The sequence below is a fragment of the Rhodoferax sp. RT4P68 genome (assembly GCF_056521305.1).
Genome location: NZ_JBWMBB010000016.1, coordinates 136,492 through 153,358, shown reverse-complemented (window position 1 = coordinate 153,358; position 16,867 = coordinate 136,492). Strand labels below are relative to the sequence as shown.

General features: G+C 68.9%; 13 protein-coding genes. 3 read left to right on the top strand and 10 right to left on the bottom strand.

Annotated features, from left to right (window positions below):
• Nucleotides 1-23: 23 nt before the first annotated feature.
• Nucleotides 24-1,361, bottom strand: coding sequence for a PQQ-dependent sugar dehydrogenase (locus AC099J_RS27585; RefSeq protein WP_479618503.1), 1,338 nt, complete (start codon nt 1,359-1,361; stop codon nt 24-26).
• Between the two features lie 235 nt (nt 1,362-1,596).
• Here AC099J_RS27585 and AC099J_RS27580 point away from each other — a divergent pair, with 235 nt between their 5' ends.
• Entirely contained in the window at nt 1,597-2,790 is a 1,194-nt protein-coding gene (locus tag AC099J_RS27580) for an AI-2E family transporter (protein ID WP_479618502.1), read from the top strand.
• On the opposite strand, the gene AC099J_RS27575 is transcribed toward AC099J_RS27580, so the two are convergent.
• Both AC099J_RS27575 and AC099J_RS27570 read right to left on the bottom strand, forming a co-directional pair.
• Nucleotides 2,776-4,494 (bottom strand): hybrid sensor histidine kinase/response regulator, encoded by a 1,719-nt coding sequence (locus AC099J_RS27575; RefSeq protein WP_479618501.1) that lies wholly within the window; start codon nt 4,492-4,494, stop codon nt 2,776-2,778. The genes AC099J_RS27580 and AC099J_RS27575 overlap by 15 nt on opposite strands.
• Nucleotides 4,491-5,975 (bottom strand): ATPase domain-containing protein, encoded by a 1,485-nt coding sequence (locus AC099J_RS27570; RefSeq protein ID WP_479618535.1) that lies wholly within the window; start codon nt 5,973-5,975, stop codon nt 4,491-4,493. Before AC099J_RS27570 ends, AC099J_RS27575 begins: the two co-directional genes overlap by 4 nt.
• A gap of 247 nt (nt 5,976-6,222) precedes the next feature.
• On the opposite strand from AC099J_RS27570, the gene AC099J_RS27565 reads away from it, so the two are divergent.
• Nucleotides 6,223-8,301, top strand: coding sequence for a TonB-dependent receptor family protein (locus AC099J_RS27565; protein ID WP_479618500.1), 2,079 nt, complete (start codon nt 6,223-6,225; stop codon nt 8,299-8,301).
• Nucleotides 8,302-8,379: 78 nt separating this feature from the next.
• Here the strand turns inward: AC099J_RS27565 and AC099J_RS27560 are convergent, their stop codons facing one another.
• From AC099J_RS27560 to AC099J_RS27540, 5 genes are all read right to left on the bottom strand, one after another.
• Nucleotides 8,380-8,655: a hypothetical protein gene (locus AC099J_RS27560; RefSeq protein ID WP_479618499.1), complete on the bottom strand. Its 276-nt coding sequence runs from the start codon at nt 8,653-8,655 to the stop codon at nt 8,380-8,382.
• 164 nt (nt 8,656-8,819) lie between these two features.
• Entirely contained in the window at nt 8,820-9,950 is a 1,131-nt protein-coding gene (locus tag AC099J_RS27555; RefSeq protein WP_479618498.1) for a hybrid sensor histidine kinase/response regulator, read from the bottom strand.
• A complete protein-coding gene (locus tag AC099J_RS27550; RefSeq protein ID WP_479618497.1) occupies nt 9,947-10,642 on the bottom strand; it encodes a chemotaxis protein CheB in 696 nt (231 codons plus the stop codon). The genes AC099J_RS27555 and AC099J_RS27550 overlap by 4 nt, the downstream gene beginning before the upstream one ends.
• On the bottom strand, nt 10,639-11,463 hold the full coding sequence (locus AC099J_RS27545) for a CheR family methyltransferase (protein WP_479618496.1): 825 nt from the start codon (nt 11,461-11,463) through the stop codon (nt 10,639-10,641). The genes AC099J_RS27550 and AC099J_RS27545 overlap by 4 nt, the downstream gene beginning before the upstream one ends.
• 9 nt (nt 11,464-11,472) lie before the next feature.
• Nucleotides 11,473-14,991: a response regulator gene (locus tag AC099J_RS27540; protein ID WP_479618495.1), complete on the bottom strand. Its 3,519-nt coding sequence runs from the start codon at nt 14,989-14,991 to the stop codon at nt 11,473-11,475.
• Nucleotides 14,992-15,237: 246 nt separating this feature from the next.
• Here AC099J_RS27540 and AC099J_RS27535 point away from each other — a divergent pair, with 246 nt between their 5' ends.
• Nucleotides 15,238-16,314: an adenylate/guanylate cyclase domain-containing protein gene (locus AC099J_RS27535; RefSeq protein ID WP_479618494.1), complete on the top strand. Its 1,077-nt coding sequence runs from the start codon at nt 15,238-15,240 to the stop codon at nt 16,312-16,314.
• Nucleotides 16,315-16,330: 16 nt separating this feature from the next.
• Here AC099J_RS27535 and AC099J_RS27530 read toward each other — a convergent pair whose 3' ends face one another.
• Both AC099J_RS27530 and AC099J_RS27525 read right to left on the bottom strand, forming a co-directional pair.
• Nucleotides 16,331-16,627: a type II toxin-antitoxin system RelE/ParE family toxin gene (locus AC099J_RS27530; RefSeq protein WP_479618493.1), complete on the bottom strand. Its 297-nt coding sequence runs from the start codon at nt 16,625-16,627 to the stop codon at nt 16,331-16,333.
• Entirely contained in the window at nt 16,624-16,848 is a 225-nt protein-coding gene (locus AC099J_RS27525; protein WP_479618492.1) for an addiction module protein, read from the bottom strand. Before AC099J_RS27525 ends, AC099J_RS27530 begins: the two co-directional genes overlap by 4 nt.
• Nucleotides 16,849-16,867: the final 19 nt, after the last annotated feature.

Genomic DNA, 16,867 nt, shown 5'->3' with positions numbered 1-16,867 from the left:
GCATGCCAGGCGCTGCGGCTGGCTCAGCGCGCTGCCGGGGCGACGCGCCAGATGGCGTTGCCCACGTCGTCGGCCACCAGCAGTGCGCCTTTGGCGTCGAAGGCCACGCCCACCGGCCGCCCCAGGGCCTCACCCTCGCTGTTCAGAAAGCCGGTCAGCACATCCTGCGGTGGCGCGCCCGTCGGCTTGCCGCCGGTGAACGGCACGAAGACGACCTTGTAGCCACTCGGTGGCTTGCGGTTCCACGACCCGTGTTCGCCGATGAAGGCCCCTTCGCCATAGGCGCCGCCCATGGGCTTGCCGTCCGAGATCGCCAGGCCCAGTGCCGCCACGTGTGCGCCCAGCGCGTAGTCGGGCTTGATAGCCTTGGCCACCATGTCGGGCCGGGGCGGCTCCACACGTGTGTCGACCACGTCGCCAAAATAGCTCCACGGCCAGCCGTAGAAGGCGCCGTCCTGCACCGACGTCATGTAGTCGGGCACCAGATCGTTGCCCAGTTCGTCGCGCTCGTTGACCACCGTCCACAGCATACTGCCGGACCAGGCCAGGCCGTTGGGGTTGCGCAGGCCCGAGGCGTAGATGCGGTGCGTGCCGGTCTTCGCGTCCACCTCCCAGATGGCGGCGCGGCCTCCTTCATTCTCCAAACCGTTCTCGCCGATGTTGCTGTTCGAGCCCACCGTCACATAGAGCTTGCTGCCATCGGCGCTGGCGATCAGGTTCTTGGTCCAGTGGTGGTTGATCTTGGAAGGCAGGTCGAGCAGCTTGGTGCCCGGCGCGGTGATCTGCGTCTGGCCTGCCTGGTAGGGGAATTTCATCACCGCATCGGCATTGGCCACGTACAGCGTGTCACCCACCAACGCCATGCCGAAGGGCGACGTGAGGCCCTGCAGCAGCACGCTCCTGACCTCGGCCACACCGTCGCCATCGGCATCGCGCAGCAGACTGATGCGGTCGGCGCTGGGCACGCCGGCGCCGGCGCGCTTCATGAACAGGCCTTGCACCCAGCCCTTGATGGAAGGCTTCTTGCCCTCACCGGCGTTCGCCGGCTTGTTGGATTCGGCCACCAGCACGTCGCCGTTGGGCAGCGTGACGACCCAGCGCGGGTGGTCCAGCCCGCGCGCGAACGCGGTCACGCTGGTGCCTGCCGCTGCCACGGGCATGGCGCCCTCGGGCCAGCCCTTGGCGAGCGCGGTCTGTACGGTGGGGATCAGGCTGCCCGAGGGGGCGGGCAACTGGGGGTCCGGGCCTGTGACGGCGTTCGGCGGCAGTTTCGACGTCTCACCGCAGGCAACCAGGGCGGCGCTGGCTACGAGCGCGAGCAACAGGGGAAGGGTGGGGCGTGAAACGTTCGTGTAGGACATGCAGTGAGAGCTCCAATGGTGATGCCGCAGCATGACGGCGCGTGACTGGCCGGTATGCCGGTGGCCAGGCTGCAGGTGTGTGGGTGTGGCCTTACGTCGGCGTCAACGCTTCGATCTTCGGGAAGAGGAAATGCGACCGTCTGTCGACGCGGCGTTGTCTGTCGTCGGCGCTGCGCGGCCTCCGGCCGAAGTCGGGGCATTGCGGCCCCAAGATGCGCCCAATTTGGAGCGGACGATGACAACAGTGCAGGAGACAGGTCAGGAATCGGGCCAGGAGACGGGGGAGCCGGGCCCCACCGAGCCCGTCGCGCTGGACGGTGGCCATGTTCTGCCGGACGCCGCCGTCGACATGCGCGGCGTCGCCGTCATGGTGCTGGCCGTGCTGGCGTCGGTCTTCGCTCTGCGCTGGGCGGCGCCGGTCTTCATTCCGCTGATGCTCAGCCTGCTGGGAACCTATGCGCTGGCGCCGCTGGTCGATGCGCTGGAGCGCTTGCGCATCTCGCGCTGGATCGGCGCCGGCGTCGTGCTGTTGAGCCTGATGGGCGCGACGGGGTGGACGGCCTATGCCTTGTCCGACAGCGCCGCGTCGCTCGTGGAGTCACTGCCCCTGGCGGCGCAGAAGCTGCGCGTGCGCATGCACGACAGCCAGCGTCGCGGCGACACCAGCACGCTGGAGACCGTGCAGAAGGCCGCTGCCCAGCTGGAGCAGGCCGCCGAAGCGCCCGACGCCCGCCCCCAGGCGGCCCGCGGCGTGACGCGGGTGCAGATCGAACGGGCGCGCTTCAATGTGCACGACTATCTGTGGACCGGCACCGTCGGCCTGATCGGCCTGGCGGGGCAACTGACCATGGTGGCCTTCCTCACCTATTTCGCGCTCGGCTCGGGCAGCACGTTTCGGCGCAAGCTGGTGCGCATCGCCGGTGCCAGCCTCAGCAAGAAGAAGATCACGCTGCACGTGCTGGACGACATCACCGGGCACGTGGAGCGCTACCTGATTGTGCAGGTGCTGACCAGCGTGGTCGTCGGCGTGACCACCGGCCTGGTGTTCTGGGCGCTGGGGCTGGAGAACGCCGCCGTCTGGGGCATCGTGGCCGGCGTCACCAACCTCGTTCCCTATGTCGGCTCGCTCGTCGTAATGGTGGGCGCGGGCCTGCTCGCACTGGTGCAGTTCAACTCGTGGGAGATGGCCGCCGCGGTGGCCGGCAGCTCGCTGTTCATCCATACCGTGGTGGGCCAGCTGCTGGTGCCCTGGCTCACCAGCCGCACCAGCCGCATGAACCCGGTGGCCGTGTTCGTCGGCGTCATCTTTTGGGGCTGGTTGTGGGGCATTCCCGGCCTGCTGCTGGGCATCCCGATCATGATGGTCCTCAAAGCCATCTGCGACCACGTGGAAGATCTGCAGCCGGTCGGGGAGCTACTCAGCGCCTGAACCGGGCAGGGCCGCCGGCGTGTGCACGCCTTGCAGGATGGCCACCAGCCGGTCGATATCCATGGGCTTGACCAGGTGGTGGTCGAAGCCGGCCGCCTGGGTCTGCTCGCGGTCGCGTTGCTGGCCCCAGCCGGTCAACGCCACCAGCACCATGCCGGCGTGCGCCGGGTCTTGCCGGATGCGCGAGGCCAGCTCGCAGCCGTCCATGCCCGGCATGCCGATGTCCAGCACCGCCACGCCGGGCTTGAGTTCGGCCAGAGCTGCCAGCGCCTGCGGGCCGCTGTAGGCCACGCCGGCCTGCAGGCCCATCGCGCGCAACGCCTCGGCCAGGCTGTCGGCCGCGTCCTGGTTGTCGTCGACCACCAGCACGGTGGTTGCACGGCCGACTGGCGCCTTGTCGCTGACCAACGGCTCCGCTGGCGCGAGTGCGGCCTCGGCCAACGGCAGGCGCACGCCGAACGTGCTGCCCTGGCCCGGCCCTGCGCTGTCGGCCCAGACCTGGCCGCCATGCAGTTCCACCAGACTCTTGACCAGCGTAAGCCCGATGCCCAGCCCGCCCTGGGCGGTCTTGGCGGTGCCGCTGACCTGCACGAACATGTCGAAGATATCGCCCAGCATGTCCGGCGCGATGCCGATGCCGTCGTCGCGCACGGTGATGACGGCGTCGTTGCCCTCGCGCTCGGCGCTGAGCGTGATGTGGCCGGCGCGAGGTGTGTACTTGGCCGCGTTGTTCAGGAGGTTCGAGAACACCTGCGTCAGCCTGACGCCGTCGCCGTGGACCACCAGCGGCTGCGCCGGCATGTGCACGTGCAGCTGGTGCTGCGCGCCTTCGAGCAGCGGGCGGCTGAGGTCGGCCGCTTCTTCCAGCACGCGCTGCAGGTCCAGCGCGGTTGGGTCCAGCTCGATCTTGCCGCGCGTGATGCGCGAGACCTCCATCAGGTCGTTCACCAGCCGCACCATGTGGTCCACCTGACGGCGCATCATGTCGTGGTAGCGCGTGGCCTCGTCGGGGCCGGGGCGCTTGCGCTTGAGCAGGGCCAGCGCCGTCATCAGCGGCGCCAGCGGGTTGCGCAGCTCATGGGCCAGCGTGGCCAGGAACTCGGTCTTGCGCTGGTCCGCATCGCGCAGGCCCTCCAGCGTGGCGCGCAGGTCGTACTGGCGGGCACGCGCCCGCAGCGCCGAGCGCACCGAGCTGACGAACGAGGCCACGCGCACCGGGCGCTCGATCACCGTCACGTTGGCCACCGTGTCCATGGCCTGGCCGATCACACGCGAATCGGCACCCTGGCGCGCCAGCACCAGCACCGGCAGGTCCGACCAGCTGGGCTGGCCCTGCAGCCATGCCACCAGCTGCGAAGCGGCCGGATCGCCCAGCGCTTCTTCGCACAGCACGATGGCGCCGGCACCACGGTCGACCTCGGCCACCAATGCTTGCAGCGAGGAGCACACGTGGGCCACCAGACCGGCGCGCTCCAGCACGGCCACCGACATCAGGCCGTCCTTCAACGTGGCGGCGCGCAGCAGCACGCGCCGCTCCAGGGTGGCAACGCCACTGTCCGGGTGCGGCGCCGCGTTCGCCGCCCCCTCGTGGTCGCTGCGCGCGCAGGGATGCACCGGCTCTGCGGGCTGAGCCGCGCGCGCTGCGCCCTGCGCCCCGGTGAGAAAGGGGGAGAGCGCGCTTTCGGGATGCCGGGCAAGGCTCATTGCGCGCTCCGAACACCGTCGATGGGAACCGGCACGCCGGTCAGAATGCCGCGGAAATGCCGCAGCGGCGGGCCGATGGCGATGCCGGTGTCACTCATCGTGAACTCACGGATCGTGCGCTCGTGCGCGCCGCCGCGCTTCTTCAGCAGCGAGATCGCCTGTCGCACTTCGCCTTCGGCCTCGAAGTAGCGCAGCAGCATCACCGCGTCGGCCAGGTAGCTGGCATCCACCGGCGAGGCCATGTTCACGCCGATCAGCCCGCTCTGCGCGCCCACCAGCAGCGTGGCCACGCCGTGCTGGCCGAGGTAGCTGAGCAACTCGTGCAGCTGCACGATCAGGAAGCGCTCGTCCGGCATGGCGTTCGTGTAGCCGTTCAGGCTGTCGATGACGATCAGGCGCGCCTGGTGCCCGGTCACTGCCTGGCGGATCAGGTGCACGAACTCGCCCGGCGACAGCTCGGCCGGGTCGACCTGGCGCAACTGGATGCAGCCGGATGCGAGATGCGGCTCGATGTCCATCCCCATGCCGCCGCAGCGCGTGCGCAGCGTGTGCAGGCTCTCGTCGAAGACGAACAAGGCCGAGTGCTCGCCGCGCTGTGCGGCCGCCAGCACAAACTGCAGCGCCACGGTGGACTTGCCGGTGCCCGGCGCGCCGACGATCAGCGTGCTGGTGCCGCGCTCCAGCCCACCGCCCATCAGCACGTCGAAGGCGGGCAAGCCGCTGGGCATGCGTGTCTGGTCCACCGGCTGCGTGTGTTCGGCCGCGATCAGGCGCGGGTAGACCTCCATCCCGCCGCGCACGATGCGGTAGTCGTGGTAGCCGGCGCGAAAGTCACGCCCGCGGTATTTGGCCACCACCAGGCGCCGGCGGCCGGAGCCGTAATCCGACTGGAGCTGCTCCAGCCGCAGCACCGCGTGCGAGATGCTTTGCACCTGCAGGTCGTGCGCCGTGGCGGTCATGTCGTCCAGCAGCAGCACGGTGCAGTTGCGCACGGCAAAAAACTGCTTGAGTGCCAGGATCTGGCGCCGGTAGCGCAGCGAACTGCCGGCCAGCAGCCGCAGCTCGGAGAGCGAATCGAAGACCACCCGCGTGGGGCGGATGACGTCCACGTCGGCCAGGATCTTCAGCGTCGTCTCGCTCAGTTCCACCTCGGAGGGGTGGAACATCGTGTATTGCTCGTCCGGCTCCAGCGTGCCCTGGGTGGGCAGCATCTCGCGCACGTGGATGCCGCTCAGGTCCCAGCCGTGCGAGCGCGCCACGCCGGCCAGCTCGCGCTCTGTCTCCGACAGGGTCACGTACAGCACCTGCTCGCCGCGCTGCGCGCCGGTGATGAGGAACTGCAGCGCAATCGTCGTCTTGCCGGCGCCGGGCGTGCCTTCGACCAGATACAACCGGTTGGAAGTCAGCCCGCCGCCCAGTACGTCGTCCAGACCGGGTACGCCGAACTCGATGAGTGTGTCGTCGAAGTCGGCAGGAGGCAGCGCGTTGGGAGAGGGGGCGGTGATGGTGACGGGCACGGGCAATCCTGTGATGCTGTTGTGGTGCGGAAGCGGTGTGCCTTGCTTATACGCAGCAGCGTTGCGCCCGTGCGCCAGCCAACGCCTCGACTTCCTGCACCACAGGTATGCTCCACGCATGTTGCGGCGCTGTCCTACACCGCGCCGAGCACGCGGTTTGCGCAGAATGTCCAACCCATTTTTTTGACCGGGCGTCGCCGCCCCCGGCCCCATGTACCGCCTGACCACGACCTTCCTGCTGGCCCCCACCTTGGCGCTGGCCCAGACCGATCCGGCCATCGCGCCACCGCAGGCCACACTCAGCCCCGTGGTCGTCAGCGCCACGCGCACCGAGGCGCGAACGCTGGACGTGCCGGCCTCGGTCGACCGCATCGATGGCGACGAGATGCGGCTGGGCCGCGCCCAGGTCAATATCTCCGAAGCGCTGAGCGCCGTGCCGGGCCTGCAGGCGCGCGAGCGGCAGAACTATGCTCAGGACGTGCAGATCTCGGTGCGCGGCTTCGGCGCGCGCGCCACCTTCGGCATCCGCGGCGTGCGCCTGTACGTGGACGGCATCCCCGCCACGCTGCCCGACGGCCAGGGCCAGATCTCGCATGTGGACCTGGCCTCGGTGGATCGCATCGAGATGCTGCGCGGCCCGTTCTCTGCGCTGTACGGCAACTCGTCCGGCGGGGTGCTGCAGGTCTTCACCGAAGAGGGCCGCGGCGCCCCGCGGCTGACGCTGTCGAGCGGCGCCGGCAGCGACGGCCTGCTGCGCTACGGCGCCAAGTTCAGCGGCAACACCGGCGCCAACGACAGCGGCGTGGGCTATGTGCTCTCGGGCAGCCAGTTCCACACCGACGGCTACCGCGACCACAGCGCCACGCGCCGCGCGCTGGCCAATGCCAAGCTGACGCTGCGCCCGCACGAGGACGGCAAGCTGACCCTGGTGGCCAACCGCGTCGTGCTGCCCAAGGCGCAAGACCCGCTGGGGTTGAGCCGCGCCCAGTTCACCGCCAACCCGCGCGGCGTGGACCCGGCGGCGCTGAACTTCAACACCCGCAAGACCATGGACCAGACGCAGGCCGGGCTGGTGTATGAGCACTACCTCAGCGATGCGCACGCGCTGCAGGCCAGCGTCTACGGCGGCCAGCGCAGCACCACGCAGTTTCAGTCCATCCCCGTCGGGCCGCAGAACGGCCCGCTGCATCCCGGCGGCATGATCGACCTGCAGCGCGACTACGCGGGCGGCGATCTGCGCTGGACCTGGACCACGCAGTTGGCCGACGCGCCATTCACCCTGGTCAGCGGCCTGACCTACGACGCCCTGCGCGAAGACCGCCGCGGCTACCAGAACTTCATCGGCACCACGCTGGGCGTGCAGGGCGACCTGCGCCGCGACGAGCACAACCGCGTCAGCAGCTTCGACCAGTACGTGCAGGCCGAGTGGAAGCCCGGCACCCGCTGGAACCTGAACGCCGGGGTGCGGCACAGCCGCATCCGCTTCGATTCGCAGGACCGCTTCGTCGTGGGCCCCAACCCCGACGACAGCGGGACCGCGCAGTACGGCGCCACGCTGCCGGTGGTGGGTGCCAGCTTCGCCATCACCGAGGGCCTGCGCATCTACACCTCGGCCGGCAAGGGCTTCGAGACGCCCACGCTGAACGAGCTGTCGTACCGGCCAGGCGGCCAGACCGGGCTGAACTTCGCGTTGAACGCGGCGCGCAGCAAGAGTGTGGAGTTTGGCCTGAAGTCGCGCAGCGCCGCGATGGGCGATTGGACGGCAGCTGTGTTTCGCACCAACACCGAGAACGAGATCACCACGCTGGCCAGCAGCGGCGGGCGCACCACGTTCCAGAACGCGGGCCAGACCCGGCGCAACGGGTTGGAGCTGTCGTGGGGCAAAGACTACTGGCGCCACCTGCGCACCCAGCTGGCCTACACCGCGCTGGACGCGCGCTACGCCAATGGCGCGCGCATCCCGGCCCTGGCCAAGCACAACGTGTACGCCAGCGCCACCTGGCAGCCGCCGCTGGGCTGGCGTGGCGGTGTGGAATGGCGGGCGCTGAGCCGTGTCTATGTGAACGATGCCAATAGCGACGCTGCCGCCGGCCACGCCGTGGCCGCTGCCTTTGTCGGCTATGCCGCGCAGTGGGCCGGCTCGGATCTGCAGGGCTTCGTGCGCGTGGACAACCTGCTGGACAAGGGCTACGTGGGTTCGGTGATCGTCAACGAAGGCAACAGCCGGTTCTTCGAGCCTGCGCCGGGGCGCACCTGGTTGGCGGGGGTGTCGGCCAGCGTCAAGTTTTGATTCGGCGCGCGGGCGGCTTCGGCGGCCGCCCCCTACCTGTGTGTACGCTGCCCCAAGCGGCGTGGAAGCTGGACCCGATCAGCCCGCGTCCGCCGTGCCGCCCATGCTGCCACCGGGGCCTGCGCCCACGGAGGTGACCGGCTTGTCCTTGCGCGGCGTCTTCTCGCCGTCTTCCCCGTCGGCTTCGCCGTCGACCGGCGTGGAGCCGTAGCCGAGCTGGTCGTCGGGGCCGCCATACGGCTCGGTGTCGGCGAACACGCCGGTGTTCGAGGCTGGTCCACCGGCGCCGCCCTGGAAGCGGCCCTGGTCTTCTTCCTGCACGGTTGGCTGCTCGGGAAGTTCGCGTTGCGTCATGGTGTGGCCTTTCGAGGTGATGGTGGCAGGGCGGATCGCCCGCTTCCAGCAGTCTCGCGCCGCAGCCGCCTCGGCCTGGCCGGTACGCGGCGCATGGCCGGGTAGGACGCGGCCGACCATCGGCGCGGGGCCAGCGCCCGTCTCAGGCCCCGGTCAGGTTCAGCTCAGAGGAGTGCGGCGGCCGACGCTGTCGCACGGCGCGGCATCTCCAGCTCGAACGTGGTGCGCTCACCGGTCGAGTCCACCTGCAGCGTGCCGCCGTGCGCCCAGACGATCTGCTGCACGATATACAGCCCCAGGCCCAGGCCTTCGGACCGGTTGTTGCGGCCCTTGCCGCTGCGGAACGGGTCGAAGATGTGCGCCAGCATCTCCGGCGCGATGGTGCCGCCGTTGGCCACTTGCACGCGCACCGTGTCGCGTGCCGTGCCGTCCAGCGTCACCTCCACCGTCTGTGAGTCGCCGTGCCGCAGCGCATTGCCCAGCAGGTTGGACAGCACCTGCGTCAGGCGGTCCTCGTCCCACTCGCCGAGCAGGTCACCGCTGGTCGTCAGCTGCACCGATTTGCCGGGCACCGTGCATTCGCGCTCCTGCACCACACGCTCGGCCAGCGCGCCCAGGTCGCAACGCGCGGGCACCACCGGCATGCCGTCGCCCACGCGCGTGCGGGCCAGGTCCAGCAGGTCTTCGATCATGCGGCCCATCCAGCGGCCGCTGCGCAGCAACCGGGCGCCGACCACGTTGACCGATTCGTCGGGCCGGCGCGCCAGCACCTCGGCCGCCATCATCATGGCCGACAGCGGGCCGCGCAGGTCGTGGCCCAGCACCGCAGTGAACATCTCGTGCAGCCGTAGCGTCTCGGTGCGCTCTTCCAGGTTGTGCGCCAGCTGCAGTTTCTGGCGGTGCAGCTGGAAGAACACATCGGTCTTGCTGCGCAGCATGTGCGGCTCGATCGGCTTGTAGAGAAAGTCCACGGCACCGGCCTCGTAGCCCTTGAACATGCGGTGCGCATCGCGCGAGCCCGCGGTCACGAAGATGATGGGCACATGGCGCGTGCGCTCGCTGCCGCGCATCATCTCGGCCAGCTCGAAGCCGTCCATCTCTGGCATCTGCACATCCAGGATGGCCAGCGCCACGTCGTGCTGCAGCAGCATCTCCAGCGCCTCCATGCCCGAGCGTGCGCACAACAGTTCCACACCGGTGCGCCGCAGCAGCGCCGACAGGGCGAGCAGGTTCTCGTCCAGGTCGTCGACCAGCAGGCACTTGACTGGCAGTGTGTCGGTGGGACGGCGGCTCATTCCAAACCTCCGGCCTGACGGCCTGCGGCGCGAGCGCCTTGGGGTGGCGCGGCGGTGTGCACGCCGCTCCCCACATCCAGCGTGCCCAGCAGCGCCGCCAGTGCGGGCAGCCCCAGCACGAAATCGGCCGGCCCTGCGGCCAAGGCGCACTGCGGCATCAGCGGCATCTGGGCCGTGGCCGGGTCCTGCACGCCGGCCAGGCCGCCAGCCATGCGGATCGCGGCCAGCCCGGCGGCGCCGTCCTGGTTGCCGCCGGTCAGCACCAGGCCCAGCAGGCGTGGGCCATAGGCATCGGCAGCCGACTCGAACAGCACGTCGATCGACGGGCGCGAGTAGTGCACCGGGTCGTCGATCGACAGCGCCAGCCGCGGCCCGCCGTCCAGCAGCAGGTGGTAGTCCGGCGGCGCGATGTACACGGTGCCTGCGGCCACGGGCTCCTTGTCCTCGGCCTCGCGCACGGGCACGGCGCAGCGCGGCGCAAGGATGTCCACCAGCAGGCTGCGCCGGTCGCGCGGCAGGTGCAGCACCACGAACACCGCCGCGCGCATGCCGCGTGGCAGTGCCGGCAGCAGCACCAGCAGTGCCTCCACGCCGCCGGCCGAGGCGCCGATCGCCACCGCGTCGATGCGGTTGTGCAGCGTGGGCACGGCGTTCACGGGACGTGCGTCCTTGGGTGGGTGGGAGGGCGTCATTCGATGCACTTCTGGTAGATGCGTTCTTCGCGCACAAGATCCGTGAACGCGTCGGTGCAGCTGGAAAAGCGCAGCGACTCCTTGCTGCCCAGCCCCAAAAAGCCCTTGCGACACAGCGCATCGCGAAAGAGCCCCAACGCCCGGTCCTGCAGCGTGCGGTCGAAATAGATCAGCACGTTGCGGCACGACACCAGCTGCATCTCGGCGAACACGCTGTCGGTGGCCAGGCTGTGGTCCGAAAACACCACCTGCTCGCGCAGGCTCTTGTCGAACACGGCGCGGTCGTAGGCCGCCGTGTAGTAGTCGGACAGCGAGCTGCGGCCCCCGGCGCGCTGGTGGTTCAGCGTGAAGCTGGCGATGCGGTCCAGGTCGTAGATGCCCGCCTCGGCCCGCTTCAGCGCCTGCGGGTTGATGTCGGTCGCGTAGATCAGCGAGCGCTTGAGCAGCCCTTCCTCGCGCAGCAGGATGGCCAGCGAATAGACCTCCTCGCCCGTGCTGCAGCCGGCCACCCAGATCTTGAGCGAAGGGTAGGTGCGCAAAAGCGGCACCACCTCCTGGCGCAGCGCCAGGAAATACGAGGGGTCGCGGAACATCTCGCTGACCTGCACCGTCATGTAGTCCAGCAGCGCCGGGAAAAAACTCGCGTCGTGCAGCACGCGGTCCTGCAGCTGCGAGACGGTGGTGCATGCGAAGCGCGCCATCGCCGCCTTCAGCCGCCGCCGCATCGAGGCACCCGCGTAGCCGCGAAAGTCGAAGTGGTACTTCAGGTAGATCGCGTCCACGAGCAGGCCCATCTCGATGTCGAAGGTGCGGTCTGTCATTCGGCGTCCTCACTTCGGCATCCACACGCGAACGAGTGACAGCAGTTTTTCGACATCCAGCGGCTTGGCGATGTAGTCGTTGGCGCCGGCAGACAGGCTCTTCTCCTGGTCGTCGCGCATGGCTTTGGCCGTCAGCGCGATGATGGGCAGCTTCTTCCACACCGGCTGCTTGCGGATCTCGCGCATGGCCGTCAGGCCATCCATCTCCGGCATCATGATGTCCATCAGCACGAGGTCGATGGCGGCGTCCGGCGTGGTGCGGCTGCGCTCCAGCGCGGCCAGCGCCTCGAGGCCGTTGCGCGCCAGTTCGATCTTGGCGCCCTTGGGCTCCAGGACGGCGGTCAGCGCGAAGATGTTGCGCACGTCGTCTTCCACCACCAGGATGCGGCGGCCCTCCAGCGTGGCGTCGCGGTCGCGCGCCAGCTGCAGCAGCCGCTGCGACTCGGCCGGCAGCGTCGATTCCACCTGGTGCAGGAACAGCGTCACCTCGTCCAGCAGCCGCTCGGGCGAGCGCGCGTCCTTGATGATGATGGACTTGCTGAAGCGGCGCAGTTGCTGCTCTTCCTCGCGCGTCAGCGATCGCCCGGTGTAGACGATCACCGGCGGGAAGGCGGTGTGTTCCTGCGCCGCCATCTGCTCCAGCATCTCGTAGCCGGACAGGTCGGGCAGGTTCAGGTCCATGATCACGCAGTCGAAGGTGCGCTCGGCCAGCGCGGCGATGGCGTCGGCGGCATTGGCCACGGTGGTGATCTCCACCTCGTCGCTGTCCAGCAGCTGGCGAATGCTCTCGCGCTGGCGCTCGTCGTCTTCCACCACCAGCACGCGGCGCAGGCCCTGCAGGAACTTGGCCTCCAGCTTGCGCAGCGCATCGACCAGCTGCGCGCGTTGCACGGGCTTGAGGTCATAGCCCAGCGCGCCGCGCTCCAGCGCTTCCTTCGTGTAGTCGGCCACGGACAGCACGTGCACCGGGATGTGCCGCGTGCGCGCGTCGTGCTTGAGCTGGTCCAACACGCCCAGGCCGGAATGGTCGGGCAGATTCATGTCCAGCAGGATCGCGCTGGGCCGGTAGGTGGCGGCCGCCTGCAGTCCCTCGTTGGCCGTGTGCGTCAGCACGCACTGGAAATCCATCTCGTGCGCCAGGTCGCGCAGGATGGCGGCAAAGCGCAGATCGTCCTCCACTACCAGGATCAGCCGTGTGCCGCTCTGCAAGGTGTGGCGGTCGTCTTCCAGCTGGCGCGCCGCAGTGCTGGGCGCGGGCCCAGGTGCATGGCCCGGCGGCTCGGCCCGCAATCCGCCCGGTGCCGGGGGGCGCCTGTTGGCAGCGTAGGGCACCGGCGCGGGCCGTGGCGCGGCGGCGGGGTAGGGTGCCGCCGCCCCTGGCGTGGCGCCGCCGGCCGGTGCCGCGTAGCGCAGCGGCAGCGTCAAGCTGAACGTGCTGCCCTCGTTGGCGGCGCTGGCCACCGTCAGCTCGCCGCCCAGCAGGTGTGCCAGATCGCGCGAGATCGACAGCCCCAGCCCGGTGCCGCCGTACTTGCGGTGCGTGCTGCCATCGGCCTGGCGGAAGGCCTCGAAGATCAGGTCCTGCTGCTCCGGCGCGATGCCGATGCCGGTGTCGCGTACCTCCAGGCGCAAGCACCCGTCTGGCGCAGCTGCGGCGGCGAGCGTCACCTCGCCCAGGGCGGTGAACTTGAGCGCGTTGGACAGCAGGTTCTTGAGGATCTGACCCAACCGCTGCACATCGGTCTCGATTTGCGCCGGCATGCCCGGCGCCATCTCCAGCAGCAGCCGCAGGCCCTTCTGGTCGGCGGCCGGCCGCATGCTCTTGACCAAACCCTCCAGCATGCCGGCCAGGCGCACCGGCTCGGGGTGCACCTCGACCTTGCCGGCCTCGATCTTGGACAGATCGAGGATGTCGTTGATCAGCGTCAGCAGATCATTGCCCGCGCCGGAGATCGTCTGCGCGAACTTCACCTGCTCGTCCGTCAGGTTGCCGTCCTTGTTGTCGGCCAGCAGCTTGGCCAGGATCAGCGTGCTGTTCAGCGGCGTGCGCAGCTCGTGGCTCATGTTGGCCAGGAACTCGCTCTTGTACTGGTTCGATTTCTCCAGCTGGGCGGCGCGGTCCGTCAGCACCGCTTGCGATCGGGACAGTTCGTCCTTCTGTGCCTCCAGCAGCTGGGCCTGTTCCTCCAGCTGGGCGTTGTTCTGCTCCAGCTCGCTCTGCTGCGATTCCAGTTGCGCCTGCGACTCGCGCAGCGCGCGGCCCTGCTCCTCCAGCTCTTCGTTGGAGACGCGCAGTTCCTCCTGTTGCGCCTGCAGTTCTTCGCCCTGGCGCTGGGTTTCCTCCAGCAGCTCCTCCAGACGCGTGCGGTCGTGCGCGCTGCGCACCGCCACGCCCAGCACTTCGGAGACGCGCTCGAGCAATTGCAAATCCAGCGGCTGCAGGCGCCGCACGAAACCCAGCTCGACCACGGCGCGCACCACCCCGTCGACCATGGCCGGGGCCAGCAGCAGTTCGCGCGGGTTCATGCGGCCCAGCGTGGAGTTGATCGGCAGGTGATAGCCATCGGGCACATCGCGCACGAGGATGGGCCGGCGGTCCTTGGCGGCCTGGCCGAGCAGGCCCTCACCGGGGTGCACGCGCACATCGTCGGCCGGCGCGGCGAACGCGGCGACGCGCCGGTACGTGCCCGCCTCGGCGATGTAGAGCGCCCCCACTTGCGCCTCCAGCGTGTCGGCCAGGTGGCTGAGCACGCGGTCGCCCAGCACGTCCAGCCGATGTTCGCCCTGCACCTGCACGCTCAGCCCGGCGTGGCCGGCGCGCAGCCAGACCTCATCTTCACGGCGCTTGTGGTCGCGCGTGGCGATGGCGCCGGCCACCAGGATCAGGGTCAGCAAGGTGGCCGCGCCCAGCGCCTGCACCTGCGAGGAGGTGTTGACCGCGCGTTCCCATTCCTCCTGGCGCGACTGCAGCCGCAGCCGCTCGTCCTGCGCGGCCTCGTTCACCATGGCGCGGAAGCGGTCCATCGCATTCTTGCCACGGTCGCTCTGCAGCTCGGCCAGCACCGCATCCATGTCGCCGGTGCGACGCAGCGTGATGGTCTGCGCCATCTCGTCGAGTTTCAGGTCGCCGTAGCGCTGCATCGCGTCCAGCCGCTCCAGCTGCTGCGGGTTGTCGGCCATCAGCCCCGCCAGGCGCTTGAACTGCACCAGCAGCGTCACGCGGGCGTTGTTGTAGGGCTCCAGGTACCGGTCAGCGGCGGTCAACAGGAAGCCGCGCTGCCCGGTCTCCGCGTTCTTCATGGCCCCCAGCGTGACCTGCAACTGCTCCAGCACGGCGTTGCTCTGCGACACGCTGCGCGCGGCGACGGCCCGAGTCTCCAGTGAGCTGTAGGAAAACCAGGCGATCACCAGCACCGCCAGCAGTGCAACGGCAAACCCGGCCAGCGCGCCCAGCGGCAGCGGCAGCCGCGCGTGTACCCCGCCCCAACCCTGCACGGCCTTGGCCGACGTCACGTCGCGCGCGTTCACAGCCGTGCGAAAGCAACGCAGCCGGCAGGCAAGCGTCGCGAAAGTGAGGTCGTCGGCAGATCGGTGGTGGGCATGGAGTGCGGGATTCTAGAAATGTGGATGCCGTATTCGTGTAGGAAACGTCCTATGCACCTGTCGGAATACGCACACTGTAGTGACAAATTGCCTTGACGATCCTGTTGGTCCCCGCCCCTATACTGCCGCGCGGAGCCCACTCGGCCCGCTCACTCGCAAGGACCGCTTCGCATGGACCCATTGGCAGACCCCCATCCCGCGCTCGCCCCCATCGTTGCCTTGCTCGCCCGGGAGACCGGAGCCCCGGTATCTGGCGCTGTGCAGAGCGAGCTGGCGGGCCTGCTGGCCCGCGCTCCCGCAGCGCAGATGAAGCTGGGCGTGGAGCAGCGCGAAGTCACCATCCTGGTCGCCGATCTGCGCGGCTTCACGGCGCTGACGGCCACGCAGCCGGCAGGCACCATCGTCACCATGCTGAACCTGTGCCTGGCGCGCTTGTCCGAGGTGGTGTTCCGCTACGAAGGCACGATCGACAAGTTCACCGGCGATTCACTGCAGGTGCTGTTCGGCGCCAGCGTGGCGCGAGAGGACGACGTGCTGCGCGCGCTGTGCTGCGCCGTCGAGATGCAACAGGCCATGTTGGAGCTGAACAACCACTACTTGCGCCGCCAGATGCCCGAGCTGCACCTGGCCATCGGCATCAACACCGGCGCGGTGATGGCGGGGCGCTTCGGCACGCAGGCTTATTCGGAGTACGCCGTCATCGGCAACCAGGTCAGCCTGGCCTCGCGTATCGAATCGTTCAGCCTGCGCGGGCAGGTGCTGATCAGCGAGAACACCTACGCGCGTTGCAACGGTGTGGTCTCGGCCACCGAGCCCAAGGATGTGTTCGTCGCCGGCAAGAGCCTGCCGGTCAAGGTGCGTGAGCTCATCGCGATCGCCTCGCGCCGCCTGAAGGTGCCGCGCCAGGAATTCCGCCGCAGCCACCGTGTGGAAGTGCGCGTGCCCTGCAGCTTCCGCCTGCTGGAAGACGGCGCCCCCGTCGGCGCCCCGGTGCGCGCGCTGATCCGGGACATCGGCTACCACGGCCTGCTGCTGGAGCTGGAGCGCCCGCTGGCGCACCAGGTCGAAGTCGTGCTCGATTTCGACCTGACGCTGGTCGAACACCACGTCGGCGACATCCGCGCCCGCGTCGCCAAGGTCAAGCGCGAAGGCGAGCGCCTGCTGGCCGGGCTGGAGTTCACGTCGATCAGTTCGGAGACGAACGCGAAGATCCAGATGTTTGTGCAGCTGCTGGTGGGGGCGGGGTAAACGGACTTAGCGACAGTCAACGCTTTCGCCAGTATCCAGGCGCGCGCCGGTGGTGTGCGACGGCCATCACTGTCACCGTCGTGCCGACAATGTCGTAGAAGATCTTGTAGGGAAAGTGCCGCAAGATGTAGCGCCTGAATGCGTCTGCGTCCTCAGGCCACATCAGGGCGTCCGTGGCGAGCAGATCGATCGCGTCAAAGACTTCTGCTCGGAACGCGTCAGCCGCCATGGGGCTGCGCTCGAAATACCACTGGAACGCGTCACCGATTTCTGCCTCAGCTTCAGGCAGAACCTCCACGGTGAACACAGTCACAGGGCGCTCAGTCGGGCCCGCGTTTCTGACCACGGAACGGGCTTGACCATTCCGGATCGCAGCGCTGCCCGGCGCGTCAGGAGCTCCTGGCGCCAGGCATCGGAAATCGCAGCGTCGTCGCTGCCTTCCAGGCTGTCCAGCAACGCGGCGACCAACGCTGACCGCTCATCCATCGGCAGGTCGAGAGCTTCATCGAGGAGGCGGTCTACCCGGGCGTTCATGCAGCAGAGGATAGCACCG

What these genes read in the sequence shown, in the direction of transcription:
- AC099J_RS27585 (WP_479618503.1), bottom strand. Translation starts at nt 1,361, where the DNA reads ATGTCCTACACGAACGTTTCACGCCCCACCCTTCCCCTGTTGCTCGCG.
- AC099J_RS27580 (WP_479618502.1), top strand. Translation starts at nt 1,597, where the DNA reads ATGACAACAGTGCAGGAGACAGGTCAGGAATCGGGCCAGGAGACGGGG.
- AC099J_RS27575 (WP_479618501.1), bottom strand. Translation starts at nt 4,494, where the DNA reads ATGAGCCTTGCCCGGCATCCCGAAAGCGCGCTCTCCCCCTTTCTCACC.
- AC099J_RS27565 (WP_479618500.1), top strand. Translation starts at nt 6,223, where the DNA reads ATGTACCGCCTGACCACGACCTTCCTGCTGGCCCCCACCTTGGCGCTG.
- AC099J_RS27560 (WP_479618499.1), bottom strand. Translation starts at nt 8,655, where the DNA reads ATGACGCAACGCGAACTTCCCGAGCAGCCAACCGTGCAGGAAGAAGAC.
- AC099J_RS27555 (WP_479618498.1), bottom strand. Translation starts at nt 9,950, where the DNA reads ATGAGCCGCCGTCCCACCGACACACTGCCAGTCAAGTGCCTGCTGGTC.
- AC099J_RS27550 (WP_479618497.1), bottom strand. Translation starts at nt 10,642, where the DNA reads ATGACGCCCTCCCACCCACCCAAGGACGCACGTCCCGTGAACGCCGTG.
- AC099J_RS27545 (WP_479618496.1), bottom strand. Translation starts at nt 11,463, where the DNA reads ATGACAGACCGCACCTTCGACATCGAGATGGGCCTGCTCGTGGACGCG.
- AC099J_RS27535 (WP_479618494.1), top strand. Translation starts at nt 15,238, where the DNA reads ATGGACCCATTGGCAGACCCCCATCCCGCGCTCGCCCCCATCGTTGCC.
- AC099J_RS27525 (WP_479618492.1), bottom strand. Translation starts at nt 16,848, where the DNA reads ATGAACGCCCGGGTAGACCGCCTCCTCGATGAAGCTCTCGACCTGCCG.